Genomic DNA, 25,253 nt, shown 5'->3' on the forward strand with positions numbered 1-25,253 from the left:
CATGACCACTGAACCAGCTTTGCATGATCATGCGAAGTCGTGCATACTCTTCCTATGTCTAAGGTCCTCACCTCCCTTCCCGCCGGCGAGCGCGTCGGCATCGCCTTCTCCGGCGGACTCGACACCTCGGTCGCGGTCGCGTGGATGCGCGACAAGGGCGCCGTTCCGTGCACCTACACCGCCGACATCGGCCAGTACGACGAGCCCGACATCGCCTCGGTGCCCGGCCGCGCGAAGGCCTACGGTGCCGAGCTCGCGCGCCTGGTCGACTGCCGCGCGGCACTGGTCGAGGAGGGCCTTGCCGCGCTCACCTGCGGGGCGTTCCACATCCGCTCGGGCGGGCGTGCCTACTTCAACACCACCCCGCTCGGCCGCGCCGTCACGGGCACCCTGCTGGTCCGGGCGATGCTTGAGGACGACGTACAGATCTGGGGCGACGGCTCGACCTTCAAGGGCAACGACATCGAGCGGTTCTACCGCTACGGGCTGCTCGCCAACCCGCACCTGCGGATCTACAAGCCCTGGCTCGACGCGGACTTCGTGACCGAGCTCGGCGGCCGCAAGGAGATGTCGGAGTGGCTGGTCGCCAACGACCTGCCCTACCGCGACAGCACGGAGAAGGCGTACTCCACCGACGCCAACATCTGGGGCGCCACCCACGAGGCCAAGACCCTGGAACAGCTGAACACGGGCGTGGAGACCGTGGAGCCGATCATGGGCGTCCGGTTCTGGGACCCCGAGGTCGAGATCGCCACCGAGGACGTGACGATCGGCTTCGACCAGGGCCGCCCGGTCACGATCAACGGCAAGGAGTTCGCCTCCGCCGTAGACCTGGTGATGGAGGCCAACGCCGTCGGCGGCCGTCACGGCATGGGCATGTCGGACCAGATCGAGAACCGGATCATCGAGGCCAAGAGCCGCGGCATCTACGAGGCGCCCGGCATGGCGCTGCTGCACATCGCGTACGAGCGCCTGGTCAACGCGATCCACAACGAGGACACCCTCGCCCAGTACTACAACGAGGGCCGACGCCTCGGCCGGCTGATGTACGAGGGCCGCTGGCTGGACCCGCAGGCCCTCATGGTCCGCGAGTCGCTGCAGCGCTGGGTCGGCGCGGCCGTCACCGGCGAGGTGACGCTGCGGCTGCGGCGCGGCGAGGACTACTCGATCCTCGACACCAACGGCCCGGCGTTCAGCTACCACCCGGACAAGCTGTCCATGGAGCGCACCGAGGACTCGGCGTTCGGCCCGGTGGACCGGATCGGCCAGCTCACCATGCGCAACCTCGACATCGCCGACTCGCGCGCCAAGCTGGAGCAGTACGCCGGGCTCGGTCTGATCGGCACCGGCAGCCCCGCCGTCGGTGCCGCCCAGGCGGCCTCGACCGGGCTGATCGCCAGCATGCCGGAGATGCCGCAGGGCGGCGCCGAGGCGATCGCCTCCCGCGGCGAGGTGTCCGAGGACGACGAGCTGCTGGACCGCGCCGCGATGGAGTTCGGCACGGACTGACCGATCAGGTCCAGCCGCCGGGGACCCAACTCCGGATGGGCGGGTCCGGCGCCGAAAGCGCCGGGCCCGCCCATCCGTTCGTCACGTTCGCCACGTTCGCCACGTTCGCCATGTTCGTCAGAGGGGCGAGACGATCTGAACGTGGTCGCTGTCCTTGTCGGAGAGGAATGAGGCCACCGCGCGTCCCTCCTCGGCCACGGCCGTACGGTCGGCCGGGGAGAAACCGCCCAGCGGCGTGACGGTCACGGTGCCGTCCTTGCCGGCGGTCCAGGTCGCCGCGACCCGGCCGTCGACCAGGACGACCCGCTCGCCGGCGACCGACAGACCGCGGTGGGCGTCGTCGATGATCCGGCCGCGGTCGTGGTAGCCGAGGATCGCGTTGTCGAACGCCGGCAGGAAGCGCACCGGGGCTGGTGTGTCCGGGTCGGGGCGCGGCGCTTCGGGCAGGTCGAGCAGCACCCGGCCCCGCTCGTCACGGAAGGCGATGAGCTCCTCGCGTACCGCGCTGATCGCGGCCGGCAGACCCGCGAGGCCGCACCAGGCACGCAGGTCGGCCGACGCGGCGGGACCGAACGCGGCCAGATAGCGCCGGACCAGGGCCTGGCCCACAGGGTCGGAGCCGTCCGGGTCCGCCGGGTCGACCTCACGCCCCAGCCAGGAGGAGAGCATGACGTTGCGTACTCCCCCTCTGGTACGCCAGAGCCCGCGCGGTGGGAGCTGCGCCATCGGGACGAGGGCGGCGATCAGCATCTCGCCGAGTGGCCGCGGTCCCGGGTCCGGCCATCGCCCGGCGACCGCCCGCGCGAGCTCGGTCATCGAACGGGGCTCGCCGTCGGCCATGACCGTCCGGCCCGCCGCGGCGAGTTCGTCCAGGTCCACCCCGGCGAGTTCGCGGCGGTAGGTCCCCAGCACCCGTTGCCGCAGCATCGCGGTGTGGCGGCCCCGCCACGCCAGGGCGTCGTCGGCGGTGACCAGGTGGACGGTGCGGCGCATGAGGTGGGTCCGCACCACACTCCGCCCGGTCAGCAGGTCCGACAGCGCCGACGGGTCGAACGCGCGCAGCCGGGACCAGAGCCCGACGAACGGTTCCTGCGGTTCCTGCGCCTGCAGCCCGCCGAGGTGCGCGACGGCGTCCAGAACCGGTACGTCGGCACGGTCGAGCAGCAACTGCCGGGCCAGGGTCGCGCGGTTGAGCGCCCGGGCGTCGAGAACGGTCAGTGCGCTCACCGCTCGGGGCGATTTCCGACCGGCGAGCGACTCGCGGTGGTTGTCATGGCGGTCACGGTGTGGGAGCCCTTCCGATCGGTGTCAGTGCCGGTGTCGATGCGGGTGTTGTCGGCGTGGGTGTTGTCGGGCACAGGGTGACGCTCTCAGGGAAAGCGGTCAGGGTGTGTCCGCTTCTCAGGGCACCATGGAGCCATGCCGAAGACATCAGCTCGACTGCTGTCCCTGCTCTCGCTGCTCCAGGCGCGCCGGGACTGGCCCGGAGCACTGTTGGCCGAGCGGTTGGACATCAGTCAGCGCACCGTGCGCCGTGACGTCGACCGCCTGCGCGAACTCGGTTATCCCATCGTGGCGTTCAAGGGGCCCGACGGCGGCTACCGCCTCGACGCGGGTACGCAGTTGCCGCCGCTGCTGTTCGACGACGAGCAGGCGGTCGCCCTCGCCGTCGCGCTCCAGATCGCCACCACCACCGGCGCCGACATCGGGGAGGCCGCGGTGCGCGCGCTGACCACCGTGCGGCAGGTCATGCCCGCGCGACTGCGCCACCGGATCGACACCCTTCAGGTCACCGCCGTCCAGCGGCCGGGGCCGCGACCGGAGCCCCGGCTCGACAGCAGTGTGCTCCTGGCGCTCAGCGGCGCCGTCCACGCCCGCGAGGTGCTGCGCTTCGACTACGCCGCGGCCTCCCCATCGCGAACGGGAACGGGGTCGGGGTCGGGGGCGGGGTCGGGCGACGACGCCCCTTCCATGACACCACCGCGCAAGGTCCAGCCCCACCACCTCATCACGTGGGGCAGGCGCTGGTATCTCGTCGCCTGGGACCTGGACCGCGAGGACTGGCGCACCTTCCGAGCCGACCGGATCACCCCGCGCACTCCGACAGGCCCCCGCTTCACCCCGCGTGAACTGCCCGGAGGTGATGTGGCGGCTTTCGTGGCCGCCAGGTTCCGGGGCGCCGACGGCTCAGGCAGCTCCGAGGCCTCCGCGTACTTCGGCGACTGGCCCTGCCGCGGCGAGGTGATCCTCGGCCTGCCGGCCTCCGCCGTGGCCCCTTTCGCGCAGGACGCGGTCGTCGAGGAACTCGGCCCCGACCGTTGCCGGCTCACTCTGGGCTCGTGGTCGTGGGTCGGCATGGCCGCCGGCATCGGCAGATTCGACACCGCCATCGAGGTCGTCGGCCCGGCGGAGCTGAAGGACGCGTGCGCACAGCTGGCCGGCCGCTACGCGGACGCCGCAGCCGGCCGACCCGCGGCGCCCACGAAACTTACGGACTGGTGACATGGCACGCCCGACCCTGCGGCGGGGCCCGGGACCGGGCCTAGGGTTCGGCACATGCGTGTACTGGTCACCGGCGGTGCCGGGTTCATCGGGTCCCATGTCGTCGAGGCGTTGCGAGCGGGCGGTCACGAGCCCGTGGTGTTCGACGTACGAGAAGAAGCGGGCCAGGACGTCCGCGATCGCGGCGCCGTGTCACCGGCCCTCGCCGGTGTCGACGCGGTCTGCCACCAGGCGGCGATGGTCGGTCTGGGCAACGGAGTCACCGACGCGGCGGACTACGTCTCGCACAACGACCTCGGTACCGCCGTGCTGCTCGCGGCGATGGCCGAGGCAGGGGTGCGGCGGCTCGTCCTCGCCGGGTCGATGGTGGTGTACGGGGAGGGCCGGTACTCCTGCGCGCGGCACGGTGTGGTGCGGCCCGGGCCACGGTCCGCCGCCGATCTGACAGCGGGGCGGTTCGAGCCGCGGTGCCCGTCCTGCGGCGCGGATCTGGTGCCCGAGCTGGTCGGAGAGGACGCTCCGGCCGACCCGCGCAACGTGTACGCGACGACCAAACTCGCACAGGAACACCTGGCCGCCGCGTGGGCACGGTCGACGGACGGTACGGCCGTGTCGTTGCGGTACCACAACGTCTACGGGCCCGGGATGCCGCGCGACACCCCGTACGCCGGTGTGGCGTCCTTCTTCCGTTCCGCGCTCGCCCGCGGTGCGGCTCCCCGGGTCTTCGAGGACGGCGGTCAGCGGCGGGACTTCGTCCACGTACGGGACGTGGCGGCGGCCAACGTGGCGGCGCTGGAGGCGGACACGGCGGGCGGCGGGCTGACGGCGTACAACGCCGGGAGCGGGGAGCCGCACACGGTCGGCGAGATGGCGCGGGCGCTGGCCACCGCGCACGGCGGTCCTGACCCCGTGGTGACCGGCGAGTTCCGCCTGGGGGACGTACGCCATATCACCGCGGACTCGTCCCGGCTGCGGAACGAGCTGGGCTGGAAGCCCGAGGTCGGGTTCGAGGAGGGCATGCGGGAGTTCGCGGCGGCGCGGCTGCGCGGCGAGTGAGCCCGCACAGCAGCAAGTGACCGCCGCAAGCGGTGAGTTGGGGACCCTCGTCAGACGCGGGCCGCCGGCAGGGTCACCTCGAAGCGGCAGCCGCCGGCGATGTTGTGCACGGTGGCGCGTCCCTGGTGGGCCTCGACGATGCCCTGGACGATGGCGAGCCCCAGGCCGGCCCCGGCCGGCGGCGTCCGCGCGTCGGAGCCTCGCCAGCCCGTGTCGAAGACGCGCGGCAGGTCCTGTTCGGGAATGCCGCCGCAGCCGTCGGTGACGGACAGGACGACACCGTCGCCCGAGCGTTCGGCGGACACCGCGACCGTGCCGTCGGCCGGGGTCCGCCGGATCGCGTTGACCAGGAGGTTGCCCAGTACCCGGCTCATCTCCTTGCCGTCCACCTCGACCGGCACCGGCTCGACGAGGTCGCCCACAAGCCGTACGCCGTGCTGGCGGGCGAGCGGGTCCGCGCCGGCGAGGGCGTCGCCGACCAGGTCGTACAGCGACATGCGGGACAGGGACAGCGCGAGCGCCCCGGCGTGGATGCGGGAGAGTTCGAAGAGGTCGCCCACCATGTCGTTGAGGTGGTCGACCTCGGTACGGATCTGGCGCAGATAGCGCTGCGGGTCGGTGGCCACGCCGTCCTCCAGGGCCTCCGACATCGCGCGGAGCCCGGCGAGCGGGGTACGCAGGTCGTGCGAGATCCAGGCGACGAGTTCGCGCCGGGAGGACTCCAGGGCGCGCTCACGCATCCGGGACTCGGCGAGTCTGGCGCTGGTGGCCGCCAGTTCGCGGCTGACCGCGGCGAGTTCGGCGGTCGCGGGGGCGTCGGGGGCGGTGAAGTCGCCGCCGTCGCCGAAGGACCGGGCGGCCACGGCGAGTTCGTGGCTGCGGGCGACGACCCACCGGCCGAGCAGCAGCGCGGTGATCATGGAGACGACGGCCGCCATGGCGACGACCGTGGTGACGACGCTCAGGTCGTGCGCGGACAGGAACATCGCCTGCGCCACGGCGAGCGTCCCGGCGAACATCGCGGTCACCGCCACGGCGACCACCACGGCGAGCGACACGGTGAGCGAACGGTGCCGGGTCAGGCGCAGCACACCCGCTCCGGCCAACCCTGCCGCCGCGGCGCCGGCGAAGGCGTACAGGGCGATGAGTGTCATGTCATTCACGGCCGGCCCCTCCCTGGTCCTGGTCCTGACCGGCGTCCGCGTCGGTGGAGTCCGCGTCGTCAGCATCGGTCGGGCCGCGATCGGCCTCGGTGGCATCCAGGTCGTCGTCGCCGGTGGGGTCGAAGCGGTAGCCGACGCCCCATACGGTCTGGATCAGCCGGGGCCGTGCCGGGTCGTCCTCGACCTTGCCGCGCAGCCGCCGGACGTGGACGGTCACGGTCGACAGGTCTCCGAAGTCCCACCCCCACACCTCGTGCATGAGGTCCTCCCGGCCGAACGCGCGGCCCGGGTGCCGCAGGAGGAAGGAGAGCAGGTCGAACTCCCGCAAGGTGAGGGCCAGTTCGGCGCCGTGTTTGGTGGCGCGACGGGCGGCGGGGTCGACGGTCAGACCGGCCGCGCTCAGCGGGCGGGCCGTGGCGGCGGGCCGGGTGCGGCGCAGTACCGACTCCACCCGCAGCACCAGTTCGCGCGGGCTGAACGGCTTGGTGACGTAGTCATCCGCACCCACCTCCAAGCCCATGATGCGGTCGTCCTCGTCGCCCCGGGCGGTGAGCATGATGACGGGCACCGGTCCACGCTCGCGCAGCCGTCGGCACACCTCCAAGCCGTCCATGCCGGGCAGCATCAGGTCGAGGACCACGAGGTCGGGCCAGTGCGCGGCGGCGTGGGCGAGCGCGTCGGGGCCGTCGCCCGCCCGGTCGACGCGGTAGCCGGCGCGGTCGAGGTATCCGGAGACGACCTCGGCGACGGTGGGGTCGTCGTCGACCACCAGGACCCGGGCGCCCCCGGCCGAGCGGGAGTCGGTCAGGGGGTCCTGTGTCGGTTCGTACGGCTGGTGCATGCGCCAAGCCTCGCACCGCGCTGTCGGCCGTGCCGACCCCGGACCCGGACGTCCGTGTTTCGTAAGGAGCCGATGCCCGATATGCGAATTTCGTCTTCGTAGGGTGAAGGACGTGACAACCCCTCCCACCTCTCCCTGTGCCGACCCTCCCTGTGTCGACGTGGTCCTCCCGTGCCTGAACGAGGCCGAGGCCCTGCCCTGGGTCCTCGCCCGGATTCCGCCCGGCTGGCGGGCCCTCGTCGTGGACAACGGCTCCACCGACGGTTCGGCCGACATCGCCCGCGCACTCGGCGCGAGCGTCGTCCACGAGTCGCGCCGCGGATTCGGGGCCGCCTGCCACGCGGGGCTCGCCGCCGCCACCGCCGACATCGTCTGCTTCTGCGACTGCGACGCGTCCCTCGATCCGTCGCTCCTCGTCCCCTTCGTACGTCAAGTGCGGGACGGCGAGGCCGACTTGGTGCTGGGCAGGCGCCGGCCGAAGGGCCGGTCCGCCTGGCCGGCCCACGCCCGGGCGGGCAACCTCGCGCTGGCCCGGCTGCTGCGCCGCCGCACCGGGCTGCGGCTGCACGACCTCGGTCCGCTGCGTGCCGCCCGCCGCGAGCCCCTGCTGGACCTCGGGCTGACCGACCGGCGCAGCGGTTACCCGCTCCAGATGGTCGTGCGCGCCGCCGACGAGGGCTGGCGGATCGCCGAGCACGACGTGCCCTACCTGCCCCGTACGGGCGCCTCCAAGGTGACCGGCACCTGGCGCGGCACCTGGCAGGCCGTACGGGACATGAGCCGAGTGCTGGGCGAACCCGCTCCCCACGTCACGCAAGGCGCCGCCCACGGCGCCACCCGAGGAGGCATCCCCCGATGACTACGCCGATCACGCTGCTCGTCATCGCCAAGGAGCCGCGGCCGGGGCGGGTCAAGACCCGGCTCACGCCGCCCTTCACCCCGGCGGAGGCCGCCGCCCTGGCCGAGGCGGCGCTCACCGACACCCTGCTCGCCGTGGCCGCCACGCCCGCCACCCGCCGGGTCCTCGTCCTGGAGGGGGCGCCGGGACCGTGGCTGCCGCCCGGCTTCGATGTCGTACCGCAGTGCGGCGGCGGCCTCGACGAACGGCTGGCCGCGGCCTTCGCCGGCTGCGACGGGCCGGCCCTGCTCATCGGCATGGACACGCCCCAGGTGACACCCGCCCTGCTCGCCGAGGACTTCACCGGCTGCGACGCCGTCTTCGGCCCGGCCGAGGACGGCGGTTTCTGGGCCCTGGGACTGGCCGAGCCCGATCCACGGCTGCTGCGCGGCGTCCCCATGTCGACGCCCACCACCGGAGCGGTGCAGCGCGAGCGGCTCGTCGGCGCCGGGCTGCGTGTGCGCGACCTGCCGCGGCTGCGGGACGTCGACACGGCCGCCGACGCCGAGGCGGTGGCCGCGGCGGTGCCCCACAGCCGCTTCGCCGCCCGCCTCACCCGGCTCACGGCGGTCGCCGGCCGATGAACCGACCCATGAGCGAACCCACCGTCGACGACCTCGCCCCACCGCCGGCCCACCCCGCGTGGGCCGGCGCCGACCCCTACACCCGCGCGCTGCGTACCGGCCACGGGCCTCTCTACCTGCGCCGGGCCGACGGCTGGCTGCTGCCGTTGGAGGTGGAGCGCTGGTGCGCCCGCGCCGACGCTGTGGACCTGGAGATCCTGGGCCGGTGCGAGGGTGCCGTGCTCGACATCGGCTGCGGCCCGGGGCGGCTCGTCGCGGAACTCGCCGGGCAGGGCCGGCGAGTCCTCGGCATCGACGTCAGCGCGGCGGCCGTCAGCCGGACCACTCGGCTGGGCGGTCCGGCCCTGCACCGTTCCGTCTTCGAGCCGCTGCCCGCCGAGGGCCGGTGGAACACCGCGCTGCTCGTCGACGGCAACGTCGGCATCGGCGGCGATCCGCGCGCTCTCCTCACCAGGCTGGCCGACCTGCTGGTCCAAGGCGGGCTGCTCATCGTCGAGACCCTGCCGATGGACATCGACGAGCGCGTCCGTGTCCACATCACGGACGCGCACGGCGCCCTCGGCACGCCGTTCCCCTGGGCCCGTACCGGGACCCGCGCCCTCATCCGGTACGCGGCGGGCACGGGCTGGAGCACGGTCGATCAGTGGACGACCGGCGGACGGTCCTTCGTCGCCCTGCGCAGCCGCAGCACCCGCAGCAGTCGCAGCACGAAGAGGAGCGCCGAACCGGCGAAGAGAACGGCTGTGATCAGCAGCCAGCGGGCCAGGAAGCCGTCGGCCGGCAAGCCGGTCGCCATCCGGTACCGCCGGTCCACCTGACCGCTGATCAGCGGGAACCAGACCAGCAGGAGCAGCGCGGAGAGCGCCGCCGGGACCCGGACGTACATCGTCCGCTCCCGGTGGCCGGCCGCGCCGAACGCCCGGACGACCCCGCGGTCCACCACCGCGTACAGCGGCAGCAGCACCAGATCGTGCAGCACGGCCGCACCCACGAACCACAGGGCCACGCCGAACCGGTCATCGGCGAGCAGCCGCACACCCGCGTACCCGGCGAGCGCGAACGAGCAGGCCAGCAGCAGGAGTTGCAGGGGACTTCCCACCACGGCCGCCGCCCGTCGCGGCCCCGCCCGTCGTTTCTCTGCCCGCCGTGTCCTCGCCGGCCGTGTCGTCGCCCGCCATGTCCTCGCCCTGCTCAGCAGCGTCCTCATCACAGGTCTCCGAACGTCATACGGGCCACCCATTTCGTGTTCAGCACACCGGGCGCGGCGGGCACGACGATCCGTGCCGGGTAACCGTGGTCCGGGCTCAGGTCCTCACCGTTGACCGCCAGGGCGAGCAGGGAGCGCGGGTCCGCCACCTGGTTGGCGCGCAGCGCCGCGTGGCGGAAGGCGCCGTGCCGCTGCAGGGACTCGACGAAGACGTCCGGCGGGTCGGCGTCGAACCCGACGAGCGCCGCGAGGTCACGCAGCCGTACGCCCCGCCACCACTGGTCCGAGGTCGACCAGCCCTCGACGCACGCTATGGGCAACGCCGCACTGTGCGAGGGCAGTTGAAGCAGCTCACTCCTGCCCAGCCGGACCGTGCCCGTCCGTCCCGTGACGACGAGCCGCCACGCGTCCTCGTCCGTCTCCGCGGCGCCGATGCCCGCGTAGGCGGCCGTCTTGTTGATCTGGAAGCCGTTCGGGCCGCTGCCCGGGTCGGCTCCGCCGTGCGGCGCGAGGACGGCCGTGCGCCGCAGCGGCCCGTCGAAGCTGCGCCCCGCCGTCGTCCCGAACAGCAGCAGGGAGCCACCGCCGACGAACCACAGTGCCCCGCGCCGGGAGACGCTCGCGGGATCCGGCCGCGGAGAGATCAGCTCGCCCCCTGCCTCTTCTGCCCCGTCCATCTCTTCCGCCCCTTCCAGTCCCCTCGCGGGCGCCTCCCGTTCCTCCCGCATGCGGCGTACGTTCCGTACGGCGGCCGGTGTCTTCAGGGCGGCATGGGCGAGGAACGCGGCGAAGAACACCCAGGCACCGTAGAAGTGCAGGGGGTAGAAGGAGCCCGGGAAGAGGTAGTCGAGCTGGACGTTGAGCACACCGGTCACGAACTCGAACAGCGCGCCCCCGACCAGCAGCAGGAGCGAGAGCCGCTCCAGTGCGTGGGCGAGCGAGCGGGCCGGTGGCAGGGCGAACAGCTTCGGCACCACCGACCACAGCTTGGCCAGCAGGACGGGGATCAGGGTGACGCCGAGCGTGACGTGGACGCCCTGCGTGAGGCGGTACAGCCAGTGCGGTCCTGTGGGCCAGTCGAAGAGGTAGAAACCGAGGATCCCCTTGTCCGGGGTCTTGTCGTTCACCGGTGAGAGACCGGGGTTGTAGGCGGCGTACGAGAGCAGGCCCGTCAGGAACAGCACGGTGATGCCGACGAGCAGGACGAGGCCGAGAACCGACGTGAACCCGGGACCGCGCAGCGGGCTGCGCCAGAAACCGGGAGAAGTGGGGAGTCGTGAGGCGTGGTCGCGCATGGCCCGACCGTAGGCCGGGAAAAGCCCCTGGCAGGGCCCGCGACCCATGACGAAACGCTGACGTCCTGCGGCCGACGGCCCGGGACGGCTTCCGCCGCCCTAGCGTTCTCGTGTGATCCCTTCCTTCCGTTCCCGTGCGGTCCCCTGCCCGCGTTCCCGTGGAACCCGCTCCCCGCTCCTCGACCTCGCCGCGGCGTCGGCCGCCGTGCTCCTCGTGCTCGCCGCCGCGCTGATCGGCCGCCACATCGAGAAGACCGACCACACCCTCCACGTGGGGTGGCCTCCCCTGTGGTCGAACTGGAATCCGCACGTCGGCCCGGGTACTCCGGCCGCGGTGGCGGTCGCGCTCGCCGTCGTGGCGTACGGCCCCGTCCTCGCGGCGCGCCTGCCCTGGCGCGCGCTGCTCGGCGCGGCCTGGGCCACCGCCATGGCCTGGACATGGTCGCTCGCCCTGGTCGACGGATGGCACCGGGGCGTCGCCGTCCGGCTCACCACCCGCTACGAGTACCTCCAGGTCATCGACCGCTTCCACGACATCCCGGCCACCCTGCGGGACTTCACCCACCACATCCTGCTCGGCTCGCCGGACCCCTGGCCCGCCCATGTGGCCGGGCATCCGCCCGCCGCTCCGCTCACCTTCGTCCTCCTCGACCGGATCGGCCTTGGCGGCGGCGGCTGGGCCGGGGCCTGGTGCATCACCGTCGGATCCACCGCCTGTGTCGCCGTCCTGGTGACCGTGCGCAGGCTCGCAGGCGAGGAGTTGGCGCGGCGCGCGGCACCGTTCCTGGCGCTCGCACCGGCGGCGGTGTGGATGGGTACGTCGGCCGACGCGTACTTCGCCGCGGTCGCCGCCTGGTCCCTGGCGGTGCTCGCGCTCGCCGTGACCGCGCCGACAGGAACCCGCACCAGGTGCATCGCCTTCGGCTCCGGTCTGCTGTTCGGCCTGACCTGCTATCTCAGTTACGGTCTTACGCTCATCGTGGTGATCGGGGCGGGCGTGCTGTTCCTCGGGCGGAACCGCGTCCGGGCGCTGCCCTTCCTCGCCGCCGGCGCCGCCGTCGTCCCCGCGGTGTTCACCCTCGCCGGCTTCAACTGGTGGGAGGCGTACCACCTCCTGGTCGAGCGCTACTACGACGGCGCGGGCGGCATCCGGCCCTACAGCTACTGGGTGTGGGCGAACCTCGCGTGCACGGTTCTCATCACCGGCCTCGCCACCGCGGCGGGGCTCGGGCGGGTCGGCGGCGCGCTCGGGCGGGGACGCCACGACCTCCTGCCCCGCCGCACGCCCCAGGGCCCGGCAGCCCCTTCCCCGGGCCCGACGGCCCACCACCCGAATCCGGCCACCGAGTCCCGGGGGCCGGCCGCCGAGACCCGGCTCGCCCTGCTCGTCCTGTGCGGCCTGCTCGCCCTGCTCGTGGCCGACCTGTCCGGGATGAGCAAGGCCGAGACCGAACGCATCTGGCTGCCCTTCGCGATGTGGCTGCTCCCGGCGTGCGCGCTCCTCACCCGCCCTCGGGCCTGGCTCGGCGCCCAGGCCGTTCTCGCCCTGCTCCTCAACCACCTGCTGCTGACGGGATGGTGACCACGCTCTTTCCGGCCTCGCCCGTTCCGGACCGGAGGGCGCTCGCACCTGGCATGTGGACGACCATCACCATTCTTTTGCTTCCCTCCCGGGCAAAGAACCGCGTGTTTCACACGCGGGTGTGGCAGGTTGTACCTCAGCCGGACCCGTCACTTCCCCCCGTAGTGGCGGGTCCGGTGTTGCGTGCGCTCGGATCGGCCGGAATCTCACCGTGGCCCTTCTCACTGTGGCCGTGGAGCTCTCTTCCGGGGCGTTCCTACGGCGCCGGTCGCCGCGGCCCTGACGAGGCGGCGAAAGGTCGGACATTCCGAGTGGCTCGGCGCGGGACAGGCCGCGGCGTGCCGCAGCGAGTCACGCAGGGCGCCGAGCTCCTTGATCTTCCTGTCCAGCTCGTCCGCTCTGGCAGCCAGCAGCCGCCGGTCGAGGTCTGGCCGCCCGTCCGGCGCGAACATGCCCGCGATCTCGTCGAGCGAGAAACCTGCGGTGCGCCCCAGCGCGATCAGCGCCAGGCGTTCCAGCACGCCGGGATCGTACTGGCGGCGCAGGCCCCGTCTGCCGGTCGGGCCGATCAGGCCCTTCTCCTCGTAGAACCGCAGGGTCGAGGCGGGAACCCCGGCGCGGTGTGCCACCTCGGCGATGTCCAGTTCCGTCATTTTCCGTCATTCTCTTGACCTCAAGTCGACTTTAAGTAGCACGGTGTCATCTCCACCCGGACGGGACAAGCGTCGAGGCAGGTACAGGGGATGAGCATGGACATCACGCAGAGGGACGAAGCCGAGCAGACGGCCCGTTGGAACGGGGCCGCCGGCCAGGCCTGGGTCGATACCCGGGCAGTGCTCGACGAGTTGTTCAAGCCTTTCGAGAAGCTTCTCGTCGACGCGGTCGTCACCGAACACGCGCAGCACGTACTCGACGTCGGCTGCGGCACCGGCGCGACGACGCTGGCCGTCGCGCGACGACTCGGCGCGCAGGGGTCGGATACGCAAGGGCGCTCCGTCGGTGTCGACCTGTCCGAGCCGATGGTCATGGACGCCCGGGTGCGGGCCGAGCAGGAGGGCAGCCGGGCCTCGTTCGTCCTCGCCGACGCACAGGAGCACGCCTTCGAACCCGCCACCTTCGACATGGTGATCTCGCGATTCGGCGTCATGTTCTTCAATGACTCCGTCAAGGCCTTCACCAACCTGCGGCGTGCCGCCCGCGAGGACGCCGCGCTCAGGTTCATCGCCTGGCGCGGCCCCGCGGAGAATCCGTTCATGACCACGGCCGAACGCGCCGCGGCACCGTTCATGCCGGACATGCCCGCCCGGCGCCCCGACGAGCCGGGGCAGTTCGCCTTCGCGGACGCGGACCGGGTCCGGCGCGTCCTGGAGGAGAGCGGCTGGGCCGGGATCGACATCCGGCCGGTCGACGTGACCTGCGCCCTGCCCGAGAGGGAGCTGGTCCGTTACTTCACCCGGCTCGGTCCACTCGGCCTGGTCCTGCGCGAGGCGGACGAGCGGACCCGTACGCACATCATCGAAACGGTCCGCGCCGCGTTCGACCCGTACACGCGGGGTGCGGAAGTCCGCTTCACCGCGGCCTGCTGGACGGTCGGCGCCCGCGCGTCCGCCACGTAAGGCCCGTCATCGGGCACGGGCACGTGGCCCTGCCGTGAACGTCACGAGTAGTTCCAGTGAGGTCTACAACTGGGCAACAGTCGTCCCGCCCAACGGAGTTGAGGTGGAGTCGAGCCGGTGGGGAGTGTGAGGCTGAAGCGCATGAAACCTCGTACCGCGTTCCCCGCCATCGCTGTCACCGCCGTCTGTGTCGTACTCGCCCCGCTCACCGGATGCGGCAGCGACACGGCAGGCAGGAAGCCGTCACCTTCCGGTGGTGGGACCTCGGCCTCCGGGGTGCCCAGAGCGCCCACGGAGAGCCGGGCACCGGTGTCCGGGAAGGGGGCGAAGGACCCCGACGACATCAACGGAGACGGGTTCACCGACCTCGTCGTGCCGGTGTCCGTCGGCGACGACCCGGACGACCCCGGCGGTGACCAACGCGTCGCCGTGGTCTACGGATCGGCCAAGGGGCTCGACCCCGCGACACGCACGGTCTACGGGCGCCAGAACCTGGGCCTGCCCGCATCCCCCCAGAGCCAGGCCGGGGCCGACAGTGTCACCGAGGAGGCGCTGGTCACCGCCGATCTGGACGGCGACGGCTTCCCTGACTTCGTCAACTCCGTCGCAGGCGAGGACGCCACCGACGACACGAGCGGCGGGCAGATAACCGCTTCGCGCACCGTCCCGTACGTGACCTGGGGCGGACCTGCCGGACCCGGAACCAAGTCCGGAACCAAGTCCGGGGCGAAGTCCGAAGCGACCGAGGTGCGCCTGCCGCAGAGCGTGACGAAACTGGGCGTGCAGTCGGTCGTACGCGGAGACTTCGACGGCGACGGGCACCACGACCTCGCCGCGCTCGCGTACAACCAGTCGTCCCTGGTGCTGCTGTACGGCCCCTTCACGCGGGCCGGCGCACCGACACGTACCGATACCGGCCTGCCATGGCAGGAGGGCGACCTCGTCGCGGACGACATCGATCCGTCCGGCACGCCACGCGCGACGTCCCTGCTGCTCCACGGCCTGAGCGACGGTGAGCAGGCCGGCAACATCCTCTACTCGGCCCGCCGCGGCACCCCACTCGCCGGGAAGGGAAAGGAGCTGAGGCTCGGCAACGCGCACGCGTTCGGTGACTTCGACGGTGACGGACAGCGTGATGTGGCCATCGGAGACGACCGCAGCCGCAACGACGAACCGGGCTCCGACACCGAGGCACCCGAGGTGAACGGATCGCTCGCGGTGTACCCGGGCAGCGGTGACGCCCCTGTCACGCACCGACTGCCCGAGGTGCCCAAGAAGGTGAGCACCTACTACGGGCCCGGTGGTTTCGCCGCGGCCGATCCGGACGGCGACGGCCGCGACGGCGTCCTCGTCGCCACGTACGAGGGGGCCACGCTCATCGACGGCGACCGGCGCACCGCCGTACTGCGCCAGGGGCCCGCGAAGGCGGACGGCAAGAAGACGCCCGCGAAGTGGCGGCACGCCCGGCCCGCCGGCGCCGCGGACTTCGACGGCGACGGCAAGGACGAACTGGTCCTCAACTGGGCGTCCGGCACGGTATTCGGCCTCTACGGCGAGAACCCCACGCACTGGTGGATCACCGACGGCACCACCTCCCGCGATCGGGCGTCCTTCGCGACGACGGGCTTCGGAGCCGAGACCTCGTAGGAGTGGGCAAGCAGAGGTAGCAGAGGTAAGGGCGGGCGGCGCTCGCTCAGGTGTCGCGTTCGGCGGTCCAGGTGACGTGCGGCGGTACGATCCGTGCGCACAGCGGGCCGCCCTGCGCGTCGGTCAGCCCGAGGCGTGCCACCAGAAGGCCCGTGCGGGCGGCCTCTGCGAGCACTTCGGCGGGGACCATGTCGAGCATGAGCTTGGCGCGGCGGAACATCGTGAAGACACCCGCCTCGTCGACCGTGCCCCAGGACAGATAGACGAACCGCCGGCCCAGCCGGTCCTGTACGTAGGGGCCCTGCACGTCGGTGCCGGCCGGCGTCACCGTCGCGGTGCACTCCAGGGTCCAGGTCGCGGACTTGGCGTCCCCCGGGTGGGGTTCGAGCAACTCGCCCGGGCGGTCGCGGCGTTGTACGGCGACGTGGAGGTTGCGGTACTCCTTCGTACCGTTGCTTGCGGTGTGGGTCGGACCGGGCAGGTCGACGGCGTCGATACGGATGCGCATGGGGTCATCATGCCGCCGGGCACGGCGGCATGATGACCCGGTACGGCTTGGCCGGGCCCGGGGCCCGGGGGCCCGGAGGGCCGGGGGGCGCAAGGTGAGTGGGGAGCTGCGGGAGCGTCGTGGCTTGTCGCGCAGTTCCCCGCGCCCCTTCGGGGGCGCGCCCGCTTCGGGGCGCGGCCCCCTTGGAGCGCTCTGTGTCAGGTCGCTGGGATTGCCAGGTACTGGTAGTCCAGGAACTCGTCGATTCCCACTCGGCCTCCCTCGCGGCCGAGGCCGGACTGTTTGACGCCGCCGAAGGGGGCCGCCGGGTTCGAGACGAGGCCGGTGTTGAGGCCGACCATGCCCACCTCCAGGCGTTCGCTGACACGGAGGGCGCGGTTCAGGCCCTCGGTGAAGACGTAGCCGACGAGCCCCCAGGGGGTGTCGTTGGCGCGGCGGACGACCTCGTCCTCGTCGTCGAAGGTGAGGATCGCGGCCACCGGGCCGAAGATCTCCGTGTCCATCAGACGGCTGCCCGCGTCGACATCGGCGAGCACGGTCGGCGGGTAGAAGCACCCCGGGCCCTCGGGCGTACGGCCGCCGACGAGTACCCGGGCGCCGCGCCCTACCGCGTCGGCGACGAGGTCCTCGACCTTGGCGCGGCCCTCGGCGTCGATCAGCGGGCCCACGTCGACTCCGTCCCGGGTGCCGGGACCCACGACGAGCGAACCCATCCGGCGGGCGAGCCGCTGCCCGAACTCCTCCGCCACCGACCGGTGCACGAAGAAGCGGTTGGCGGCGGTGCACGCCTCCCCCATGTTGCGCATCTTGGCGGTCATCGCGCCGTCGACGGCCGTCTCCAGGTCGGCGTCGTCGAAGACGATGAAGGGCGCGTTGCCGCCCAGCTCCATCGAGGTGCGGACCACAGCGTCGGCGCACTGCGCGAGCAGCAGCCGCCCGACCTGCGTGGAGCCGGTGAAGGACAGTTTGCGGATGCGCCCGCCGCGCAGCAGGGGTTCGCAGACCTCTTGGGCGCGCGAGGTGGTGACGACGTTCAGGACGCCGTCCGGCAGCCCGGCCTCCTTGAGGATCGCCGCCAGGGCGAGGCTGGACAGTGGTGTCTGCGGGGCCGGCTTGAGCACCATCGTGCAGCCGGCCGCGACCGCCGGGCCGATCTTGCGGGCGCCCATGGCGAGCGGGAAGTTCCACGGCGTGATGAGCAGGCACGGGCCGACCGGGCGGCGGGAGAGCAGCATGCGGTTGCGCCCGTCGGGCAGCGTGCCGTAACCCCCGTCGATTCGTACGGCCTCCTCGGAGAACCACCGGAAGAACTCGGCGGCGTACGCCACCTCTCCCCTGGCCTCGGCGAGCGGCTTGCCCATCTCGGAGGTCATCAGACGGGCGAGTTCGTCGGTCCGTTCGAGGACGATCTCATGGGCGCGGCGCAGGATCTCGCTGCGGGCCCGGGGCGCCGTACGGGCCCACGCCTGCTGTGCCCGTACGGCCGCGTCCTCCGCGAGCTTGGCTTCCTTGAGGCCCGCGTCGGCGACCTGGCAGAGGATCTCCCCGGTCGCCGGATCGTCGACGGGCATGGTGGCGCCGTCCGCGGCGTCCACCCAGGCGCCACCGATGAACAACCGGGTCGGTGTGTCGGTCATGGTGTCACTCCTGGTTGATCGGCGGCGGGGTCGAACCGGGCGACCGTGCGGGCACGGGCGCCGGCGGGAGCGGGTGCGTCATCGGTCCGCCGAGGCCGCCGATGTGCCGGCCTCCACCGCCGCCGCCCATGCCCGGAGGCCCTCGTCCACCGCCGGCTCGTCGATCACGAGCGCCGGAATCATGCGCACGACCTGGTTCCAGGCCCCGCACAGCAGCAGGAGCAGACCCTCGTCGACGGCGGCCCGCTGGACGCGGGCGGCGGTCTCCGGGTCGGGGCCGCCGTCCGCGTCGACGAACTCGCTGGCCAGCATCAGCCCGAGGCCGCGTACGTCCCCGATGGCCGGCGTCCGGTCGGCCACCGCTGCCAGGCCCCGGCGCAGCCGTGCCCCCATCGCCTCGGCGTTCTCGACGAGCTTCTCGTCGCGTACGACGTCGAGGGTGGCGCAGGCCGCGGCGCAGGCCACCGCGTTGGCGCCGTAGGTGCCTCCTTGCGAGCCGGGCCACGCCTTGGTCATCAGCTCCTCGGAGGCGGCGATGCCGGACAGCGGGAACCCGCTGGCCAGCCCCTTGGCGGTGACGAGGACGTCGGGTGTGACGCCGAAGTGGTCGTGTCCCCAGAACCGGCCGGTACGGCCCACGCCCGTCTGCACCTCGTCCAGGATCAGCAGGAATCCGTGGCGGTCGGCCCGTTCCCGCAGCCCCTCCAGGAAGGTGCGGGTCGCGGGTACGTAGCCGCCCTCGCCGAGCACCGGCTCGACGATGACCGCGGCCGTGTCGGCGGGCGAGGAGATCGTCTGGAGCGTGTAGTCGAGCTCCTGGAGGGCGAAGCGGGTGGCGGTCTCCTCGTCCCAGCCGTACCGGTACGCCGTCGGGAACGGGGTGACGACGACGCCGCTCATCAGCGGTGAGAAGCCGGAACGGAAGCGGGTGCCGGACGTCGTCATGGCGGCGGCGGCCACGGTCCTGCCGTGGAATCCGCCGTGGCAGACCAGTACGTTCGGGCGGCCGGTGGCCTGCCGGGCCAGCCGCAGCGCGGCCTCCACCGCCTCGCTGCCGGAGTTGGTGAAGAACAGGCTGTCGAGGCCGGCGGGCAGCACCTCGCCGAGTTTGCCGACGAGTTTTTGCAGCGGCTGGTGCATGACCGTCGTGTACTGGCCGTGGATCAGCGTGCCCACCTGCTCCTGGGCGGCTTCGACCACCCTCGGGTGGCAGTGTCCGGTGCTGGTGACGCCGATGCCGGCGGTGAAGTCCAGGTAGCGGCGGCCGTCCTCACCGAAGAGGTGGACGCCCTCGCCCCGGACCGCCACCACGGGGGTGGCCTGGCGAAGATGCGGCGACAGTGCGGTCATGTTCGTCTCCCGGCCGTGCGTTGTCGTCTGCTCCGACACACGTTCATACGTTGTCGTCGGCTCCGGCGTCCCGACACCCCGGTCTCCGCGGGCGTCCCGGTCCTCCGATAATCCGGCATTCCGAGCATCCCGACCAGGACCGCGGCCGACAACGCGTGATCTGTCCGACGGGGCGGCGGGGTTCGGACAATGTGCCAACCGGCGTGTCACCGTGTCCGGGCGGGCAGGGACGCACCATGAACGAGTACGCCGCAACGCCCCGGACGCCCGAGGACGCGGAGCCGGGGACCGCACCCGCGGGCCGCGCGCTCACCGTCGCCGACGTCCTGGCCCTGCCCGTCCTGGTCGCGGGGCGGCCGGAGGTGGTCGCCGGGGCGGCCCGTCTCGACCGGCCGGTCCGCTGGGTCCACGTCACCGAACTGACGGACCCCGCCTCCTTCCTCAAGGGCGGCGAACTCGTCCTGACCACCGGCGTGCCCCTGCCCGAGGACCCCGCGGGCGTGCGCCGTTACGTCGACGAACTCGCCGAGGTCGGAGCGGCGGCCCTGGTCATCGAACTCGTACGGCGCTATCACCGCCCACCAGGACCGCTCGTCCAGGCGTGCCGGACCCGGGGCCTGCCTCTCGTCACCCTGGCCGAGGACGTCAACTTCCTGGAGGTCACCCAGGTCGTCCACACCCTCATCCTCGGCAACCAGGCGGCTGCCGTGCGCCGGACCCAGCGCGTCCACGAGGCGTTCACCGCCCTGACGCTGCGCGGCGCGGGGCCCGAGGACGTCGTACGCGCGGCGGCGGAGATGAGCGGGCACACGGTCGTCCTGGAGAACCTGGTGCACCAGGCGCTGATCTGCGAACCGTCCGGCAGCACGGTGGACGAGGCGCTGACCGGCTGGGAACGGCGCTCCAGGGCGACGCCCGTCGGCGACCACACGGAGGTGGGCGGCCCGGAGGGCTGGCTCGTGGCGCCCGTGGAGTACCAGGGCGAACGCTGGGGGCGCGTGGCCATGCTCCCGCCACCGGCCGGGATGCCGGTCTCCACCACCGCATCTGCCCCCGTCGTCCCGGCGGGCCACGTCCCGGCGGCGTTCGTGCCGGAGGACGTCACCGTCCTGGAGCGAACGGCGATGGCCCTCACGATCGCCCGCCTCATCCACGCCACGCCCTGGGAGCGCACGGCGCACCGAAGCGCCCTGCGCGACCTCGCCGAGCAGCGCCACCCCTCCCCCGCGGACGCCCGCGCGCGCCTCGCCGCGCTGGGCCTGCCCACCGAGGACCATGTGTTTCTCGCGGTCCTGGTGGACACCGGGGCGGTCGACGGCGAGACCGGCCTGGAGACCCGCCTGTCCCAGGAGTTCAGGACGGCCGGTGTTCCCGCGCTGGTCGGCACGCTGGCGCCCGCCCGGCTCGGCGTCCTGCTCGCCCTGCGCCCCGGCCGGCCCTGGCGGCCCGCGGTCGAGCGACTGAGCCGCACGGCGCTGGAAGCGGACCCGCACGCTGTCGTGTGCACCGGGTCCGGGGTCACGGCCCTCGCCCATGCCGCCCGCTCCTTCCGCGAGGCGGCCCGCGTCGCCGAAGCCACCCGCCCCGGCCAGCCCCTCCCCGCGGGCCGGTCGTACCACGAGCTGTCCGACATCGGCCTGCGCCGCCTCCTGTACGCGGTGCACGAGGACACGCGTGTCCAGGACTACACCGAACGGCAGCTCGGCCGTCTCATCGGCCACGACACCCGGCACGGCACCGATCTCCTGACGGTCCTGCGCCACTACCTGGACGCGGCAGGCAACAAGACGACCGCCGCCCGGCTCGGCGGGTTGTCCCGGGAGACCGTCTACCAGCGGCTGCGCACCATCGAGCGGCTGCTCGACTGCGACCTCGAATCCGGCGAACGACGCACCGAACTGCACGTGGCACTCATGGCGGTCGACGTCATGCGAGACGGCGGCGGGGCGACCTGACCACGCCTCGGGACCCTCGCCCGGGGGCTCACCGGTGGGCGCGGGGTCAGTCGGGGACGGTCACCAGCACCCGGCCGCGCCCGCCCGCGTCGACCCGTTCATGGGCCTCGGCGATGTCCTGGAGCGGGTAGCGGTGGCCGACGGCGACGGTGAGGGCGCCGACGGCAGCCGCGGCGGTGAGGTCCTGGGCCGCCTGCCGCTTGGCGTCGGCCGGGAAGTCGTCGCTGCCGAGCAGGCGCAGCGTGACGTTGTTGAACAGCAGGGGCCAGAAGGGGAGTTCGGTGCGTTCGGCGGCCGTTCCGTAGGCGGCGATGACGGCGTCGAGCGCGGTGACGGCGTTGTCGAGGTCGGCGTTGGCCGACAGGGACACCTCGATGACGCGGTGCACACCGTCCGGCGCGTGTGCGCGGATCTCCGACGCCGGGTCCGGCGTGTCCAGGGCGACCGTGTGGGAGACGGCCGCGGGATCGACGCGCCCCAGGTCCGCGGAGCGGCGCACGGTGCCGATGACCGTGGCCCCGCCCCAGCGGGCGAGCTGGGCGGCCAGTGAACCGACACCGCCGAGCACACCGTGCACCAGGAGGAACCGGCCGGCGACCGGGCCGTCCGCGAACACCGCGCGGTGGGCCGTGATGCCGGGAATCCCGAGGCTCGCCCCGAGTTCGTCGTCGAGGTGGTCGGGAAGCGGGACGGCCTGCTGGTCCGGGACGACCGTGAACTGGGCGGCGGTGCCGAAGGGCCGGTAGGACTGGGCGCCGTGGACCCACACCCGCTGCCCCACCCTGCGGTCGTCGACGCCGCTGCCGACGGCGTCGACGACCCCGGCGGCGTCACTGTGGGGGATCACCCGCGGATAGGGCATGGACGAACCGAGCCAGCCGCGCCGCTTCTTGGTGTCGCCGGGATTGACGCCGGAGACGGTCACCCGGACGCGGACCTCGCCCGGTCCGGGTTCCGGGTCGGGCACTTCGCCGACGCGCAGGACGCCGGCGGCCGGGCCCTGTCGTTCGTACCAGGACGCGAACATGGACGTGTCTCCGTGACTGTCGGGAGCCCCCGGCACCGGCGGGGCCGGCGCCGAGGGCTCGGTTCGATGCTCTACGCCGTCGGGGCGCTCAGACCAGGCCGATCTGCTGGTAGAAGGTCTGGTTGTCCCAGAACAGGAACTCCTCGTCCATCACACCGCGGGAGTTCCACAGGCCGATGGTCGCCATGCTGATGGCGTACGCCTTCCCCGTGGGTGCGACGAATCCCCCCTTGCCGTCGGGCATCGGCCGGCTGAAGGTGCCCCGCATCACGCCGGCGACGGCCGTGAGCCCGCCCGTCGCGACCCGCAGATGGTGCGACTCGATGCGGGTGTCGGGCGCCCAGACGAACATCGCCGCCAGGTCGGCGATGTGCTGGTCGATGCCGTCGGTGTAGTGGCCGTCGGGCCAGTGCACGCGGATGTTGCGGGCATGGCTCTCCCCGAGCCTCGACCAGTCGGCATGGGAGAACACCTCGAAGTCCAGCTCGTCGAAGGCTTTGAGGTTGCGGCGCTCCTCGCCGGTGAGGTTCTTCGGGAACGGCGGGTCCGGCACCGGCGTGGTGGCCGGATCGGGCAGTGGCCCGGCCCATGGGTGACCCCCGGTGTGCGCCTCGGCCGTTCCGGCGAGCGCGGTGCCGTCGGCGACGGCGGCCAGCGCAAGTGCTCCGAACGCGGCGGTGCCGCCCTTGGTGAGTAGTGAACGACGGTCCACGATGCACCCCTTTCGTGAGAACCCCGCCAGCCTTGCACTAACTAAACGAAAGCGCAATGCTACATATAGCGCTTTCGATTAGTTAGCTTCGACTCTGCTCTACAGGTGGCCGCGGACGCGGGCGCGCAGCAGGTTGGGGTCGGTGGCCGTGGTGTAGGCGGCGCTCGGCACGTACACCTCCTTGCCGCGCAGCGCGACGGACGTGGGGTTCTGCAGTCCGTCGGCGGCGTCCAGGACGGTGGTCCGAGTGCCGTCGGGGCGGATGTGGACGACCGTGTTGGGGCCGTTGAGCGCGGCGAGGACGCCGTCACCGCGGCCGGTGAAGGTGAAGTCGTCGATGCCGGGCAGGCCCGACGCCTTGACCTGGGGTGTGCCCGCGCGGTTTCCGGAGCGGATCGGAATGCGTACGAGGGTGCCCTGGTCGAGGTTGGTCACCCAGAGCGCGCCGTCGTGCACCTTGGCTCCGTTGGCTCCGATGAAGCCGCTGGTCGGGGCTAGTTCGGGGGCGGTGGACCATGCAGTGGGTGTGCCGCCGGTGACGGGGACGGTCCACACCGTGCCGAGCGCCGAGTCGGTGATGTAGAGCCGCTTGCCGCTGCCGTCCAGCGCCAGCCCGTTGGGCAGACCGTCCGCGGGCAGTGCGGCGATGCGCTGCGGTGCCTGCCCGGGGCGCAGCCGCCACAGCCCGGTCAGGTCGGCGGTGCCGGTCGCGTACAGCACGTACAGGGTGCCGTCCGGGGCGCGGACGAGGCCGGTGGTCAGGGGGAAGCCCAGGGCCGGTGTGTTCACTCCGCCGTCGGCGGGGGCGGGCAGCGTGGCCAGGACGCGGGTCGTGCCCCTAGGGCTCACCTGGGCCACCTGACGGCTCCCGGCGAGGGTGACGGCCGCGGTGCCGTCGGGCAACAGGGCGATGTTCTCAGGAAGTTGTTTCGAGGACAGGTCGAAGTGGGCGGCGATCCGCACATCGGTCAGTGGCTCCCTGACGGACGTCGCGCCGGCCGGTACGGCCGAGGCGAGGGCGGCGGCCGCGGCCACCGCGACGGCCGCCATGGTGGTGCTGATGCGTCGCTTTGACATGGTTCCTTCTCTGCTTTCGGGCATACGGCAGCCGCGGCGCGGCTGTCGTGGTCGAGGGGGCGCCTCGGTGAGAGGGCGCGAGGGCGCGGCGCATACGTACGCGCCGGGTGCCCTCGGTCCACGGAGGCGCTCGGGTCAGACGTTTACGGGTCTTGGGTCAGGCGGTGCGGATCTTGGCTCAGATGGTGCGGGTCTCGGCGCCGGGGTGCGGCCGGGCCGTCTCGCGCGGCGTGGTGGCGTGGTCAAGCAGGGCCAGGGCCGCCGCGGAGGGGGAACCGGCCTCTGCGGTGGCCACCACCAGGGACGGTCCGCCACCCTGCGGGCTCTGCAGTGTCTGCTGCGTGACGGTCAGCGTCCCCACCAGGGGATGGCGCATCTCGTAGTCGGCGACATCGCAGGCCAGCACCCGGTGGTCGGCCCACATCGCGCTGAACTCCCGGCTGTTCATGGTCAGTTCGCCGATCAGTGCGGCCAGCGACGGATCGTCCGGGTACCGGCCGGCCGTCAGCCGCAGATTGCCCACGACGGCCCTGGCCTTGGCGGGCCAGTCGGTGTAGAGGTCGCGGGTGTGCGCGTCCAGGAACACCAGCTTGGCCATGTTCGGCCGCCGGGCCGGGTCGTCGGGGCTGTCCGGGTCGAGATGACCGGCGAACAGGCTGTGCCCCGGCCGGTTCCAGGCCAGGACGTCGCTGCGGCGGCCGAGGGCGAGGGCGGGGGTGCCCTCGACGGCTGCCAGCAGGGCGCTCGTCGCCGCGGTGACGCGCTCGGTACGCGGCCGGGTGCCGGCTCTGCCGCGTCTCGGCGCCGTGGCCAGGGTGTGCAGATGGGCGCGCTCGGAGTCGTCCAGTCGCAGGGCGCTCGCCACGGCGTCGAGCACCTCGGGCGAGGCGTTGCGTGACTGGCCCTGCTCCAGGCGGGTGTAGTAGGGGGCGCTGATGCCCGCGAGCATCGCGAGTTCCTCGCGCCGCAGCCCCGGTACGCGGCGCCGCTCGCCGTAGGTCCGCAAACCCACGTCCTCGGGCCGCAGTTGGCTGCGGCGTGCCTGGAGGAACTCGGCGAGTGGCCCGTGCTTGTTCATGACACCGAG

Annotated in this window: 22 protein-coding genes; 10 read left to right on the forward strand and 12 right to left on the reverse strand. The window is 72.6% G+C overall.

The genetic code is table 11. The features are described from left to right. Nucleotides 1-54 precede the first annotated feature (54 nt). Complete coding sequence (gene argG / locus AOK01_RS10575) at nucleotides 55-1,509, forward strand: argininosuccinate synthase (protein ID WP_055510689.1); 1,455 nt, start codon at nucleotides 55-57, stop codon at nucleotides 1,507-1,509. 117 nt (nucleotides 1,510-1,626) lie between these two features. On the opposite strand, the gene AOK01_RS10580 is transcribed toward argG, so the two are convergent. Continuing rightward, a complete protein-coding gene (locus AOK01_RS10580) occupies nucleotides 1,627-2,727 on the reverse strand; it encodes a winged helix DNA-binding domain-containing protein (RefSeq protein WP_055510775.1) in 1,101 nt (366 codons plus the stop codon). A gap of 201 nt (nucleotides 2,728-2,928) precedes the next feature. Between AOK01_RS10580 and AOK01_RS10585 the strand changes: the two genes are divergently transcribed. Together AOK01_RS10585 and AOK01_RS10590 are read left to right on the forward strand one after the other, a co-directional pair. Beyond that, the gene (locus AOK01_RS10585) at nucleotides 2,929-4,011 is read left to right on the forward strand and encodes a helix-turn-helix transcriptional regulator (RefSeq protein ID WP_055510690.1); all 1,083 of its coding nucleotides are present in this window, start codon (nucleotides 2,929-2,931) and stop codon (nucleotides 4,009-4,011) included. Nucleotides 4,012-4,065: 54 nt separating this feature from the next. Continuing rightward, entirely contained in the window at nucleotides 4,066-5,067 is a 1,002-nt protein-coding gene (locus AOK01_RS10590) for an NAD-dependent epimerase/dehydratase family protein (RefSeq protein ID WP_055510691.1), read from the forward strand. A 50-nt stretch (nucleotides 5,068-5,117) separates the two neighbouring features. Here AOK01_RS10590 and AOK01_RS10595 read toward each other — a convergent pair whose 3' ends face one another. Continuing rightward, nucleotides 5,118-6,230, reverse strand: coding sequence for a sensor histidine kinase (locus tag AOK01_RS10595; RefSeq protein WP_055510692.1), 1,113 nt, complete (start codon nucleotides 6,228-6,230; stop codon nucleotides 5,118-5,120). Next, the gene (locus tag AOK01_RS10600) at nucleotides 6,223-7,071 is read right to left on the reverse strand and encodes a response regulator transcription factor (protein ID WP_245702198.1); all 849 of its coding nucleotides are present in this window, start codon (nucleotides 7,069-7,071) and stop codon (nucleotides 6,223-6,225) included. Before AOK01_RS10600 ends, AOK01_RS10595 begins: the two co-directional genes overlap by 8 nt. Before the next feature lie 103 nt (nucleotides 7,072-7,174). On the opposite strand from AOK01_RS10600, the gene AOK01_RS10605 reads away from it, so the two are divergent. Genes AOK01_RS10605 through AOK01_RS10615 form a run of 3 tightly spaced genes read left to right on the forward strand, consistent with a single transcriptional unit; the run spans nucleotide 7,175 to nucleotide 9,371 of the window. Then, nucleotides 7,175-7,930 (forward strand): glycosyltransferase family 2 protein, encoded by a 756-nt coding sequence (locus tag AOK01_RS10605; RefSeq protein WP_169800116.1) that lies wholly within the window; start codon nucleotides 7,175-7,177, stop codon nucleotides 7,928-7,930. Then, entirely contained in the window at nucleotides 7,927-8,553 is a 627-nt protein-coding gene (locus AOK01_RS10610) for a TIGR04282 family arsenosugar biosynthesis glycosyltransferase (protein ID WP_055510693.1), read from the forward strand. The genes AOK01_RS10605 and AOK01_RS10610 overlap by 4 nt, the downstream gene beginning before the upstream one ends. Nucleotides 8,554-8,561: 8 nt before the next feature. Next, a complete protein-coding gene (locus AOK01_RS10615) occupies nucleotides 8,562-9,371 on the forward strand; it encodes a class I SAM-dependent methyltransferase (RefSeq protein WP_055510694.1) in 810 nt (269 codons plus the stop codon). A gap of 388 nt (nucleotides 9,372-9,759) precedes the next feature. Here the strand turns inward: AOK01_RS10615 and AOK01_RS10620 are convergent, their stop codons facing one another. Continuing rightward, nucleotides 9,760-11,055, reverse strand: a complete 1,296-nt coding sequence (locus AOK01_RS10620; RefSeq protein WP_055510695.1) for a molybdopterin-dependent oxidoreductase — start codon at nucleotides 11,053-11,055, stop codon at nucleotides 9,760-9,762. A gap of 112 nt (nucleotides 11,056-11,167) precedes the next feature. Between AOK01_RS10620 and AOK01_RS10625 the strand changes: the two genes are divergently transcribed. After that, a complete protein-coding gene (locus AOK01_RS10625; RefSeq protein WP_425424731.1) occupies nucleotides 11,168-12,637 on the forward strand; it encodes a hypothetical protein in 1,470 nt (489 codons plus the stop codon). A 221-nt stretch (nucleotides 12,638-12,858) separates the two neighbouring features. Here AOK01_RS10625 and AOK01_RS10630 read toward each other — a convergent pair whose 3' ends face one another. Beyond that, a complete protein-coding gene (locus tag AOK01_RS10630; RefSeq protein ID WP_055510696.1) occupies nucleotides 12,859-13,290 on the reverse strand; it encodes a helix-turn-helix domain-containing protein in 432 nt (143 codons plus the stop codon). A gap of 96 nt (nucleotides 13,291-13,386) precedes the next feature. Here AOK01_RS10630 and AOK01_RS10635 point away from each other — a divergent pair, with 96 nt between their 5' ends. Together AOK01_RS10635 and AOK01_RS10640 are read left to right on the forward strand one after the other, a co-directional pair. After that, nucleotides 13,387-14,253, forward strand: a complete 867-nt coding sequence (locus AOK01_RS10635; RefSeq protein WP_055510778.1) for a class I SAM-dependent methyltransferase — start codon at nucleotides 13,387-13,389, stop codon at nucleotides 14,251-14,253. 141 nt (nucleotides 14,254-14,394) lie between these two features. Next, nucleotides 14,395-15,900 (forward strand): hypothetical protein, encoded by a 1,506-nt coding sequence (locus AOK01_RS10640; protein WP_055510697.1) that lies wholly within the window; start codon nucleotides 14,395-14,397, stop codon nucleotides 15,898-15,900. Between the two features lie 46 nt (nucleotides 15,901-15,946). On the opposite strand, the gene AOK01_RS10645 is transcribed toward AOK01_RS10640, so the two are convergent. The 3 genes from AOK01_RS10645 to AOK01_RS10655 form a co-directional block, all read right to left on the reverse strand. Continuing rightward, entirely contained in the window at nucleotides 15,947-16,408 is a 462-nt protein-coding gene (locus AOK01_RS10645) for a DUF5990 family protein (RefSeq protein WP_055510698.1), read from the reverse strand. 197 nt (nucleotides 16,409-16,605) lie between these two features. Further along, nucleotides 16,606-18,045 (reverse strand): NAD-dependent succinate-semialdehyde dehydrogenase, encoded by a 1,440-nt coding sequence (locus AOK01_RS10650; protein WP_055510699.1) that lies wholly within the window; start codon nucleotides 18,043-18,045, stop codon nucleotides 16,606-16,608. 78 nt (nucleotides 18,046-18,123) lie between these two features. Further along, nucleotides 18,124-19,395 (reverse strand): aspartate aminotransferase family protein, encoded by a 1,272-nt coding sequence (locus tag AOK01_RS10655; protein WP_055510700.1) that lies wholly within the window; start codon nucleotides 19,393-19,395, stop codon nucleotides 18,124-18,126. 236 nt (nucleotides 19,396-19,631) lie between these two features. Here AOK01_RS10655 and AOK01_RS10660 point away from each other — a divergent pair, with 236 nt between their 5' ends. Further along, nucleotides 19,632-21,350, forward strand: coding sequence for a PucR family transcriptional regulator (locus AOK01_RS10660; RefSeq protein ID WP_055510701.1), 1,719 nt, complete (start codon nucleotides 19,632-19,634; stop codon nucleotides 21,348-21,350). Between the two features lie 46 nt (nucleotides 21,351-21,396). On the opposite strand, the gene AOK01_RS10665 is transcribed toward AOK01_RS10660, so the two are convergent. From AOK01_RS10665 to AOK01_RS10680, 4 genes are all read right to left on the reverse strand, one after another. Beyond that, nucleotides 21,397-22,377, reverse strand: coding sequence for an NADPH:quinone reductase (locus AOK01_RS10665; RefSeq protein WP_055510702.1), 981 nt, complete (start codon nucleotides 22,375-22,377; stop codon nucleotides 21,397-21,399). An 88-nt stretch (nucleotides 22,378-22,465) separates the two neighbouring features. Next, the gene (locus AOK01_RS10670; RefSeq protein ID WP_245702199.1) at nucleotides 22,466-23,089 is read right to left on the reverse strand and encodes an ester cyclase; all 624 of its coding nucleotides are present in this window, start codon (nucleotides 23,087-23,089) and stop codon (nucleotides 22,466-22,468) included. 99 nt (nucleotides 23,090-23,188) lie between these two features. Beyond that, complete coding sequence (locus AOK01_RS10675) at nucleotides 23,189-24,166, reverse strand: SMP-30/gluconolactonase/LRE family protein (RefSeq protein ID WP_055510703.1); 978 nt, start codon at nucleotides 24,164-24,166, stop codon at nucleotides 23,189-23,191. A gap of 178 nt (nucleotides 24,167-24,344) precedes the next feature. After that, nucleotides 24,345-25,244, reverse strand: a complete 900-nt coding sequence (locus tag AOK01_RS10680) for a helix-turn-helix domain-containing protein (protein WP_055510780.1) — start codon at nucleotides 25,242-25,244, stop codon at nucleotides 24,345-24,347. Nucleotides 25,245-25,253 lie beyond the last annotated feature (9 nt).

The organism is Streptomyces aurantiacus, from assembly GCF_001418335.1.
GTDB classification, from domain to species: Bacteria; Actinomycetota; Actinomycetes; order Streptomycetales; family Streptomycetaceae; genus Streptomyces; species Streptomyces aurantiacus.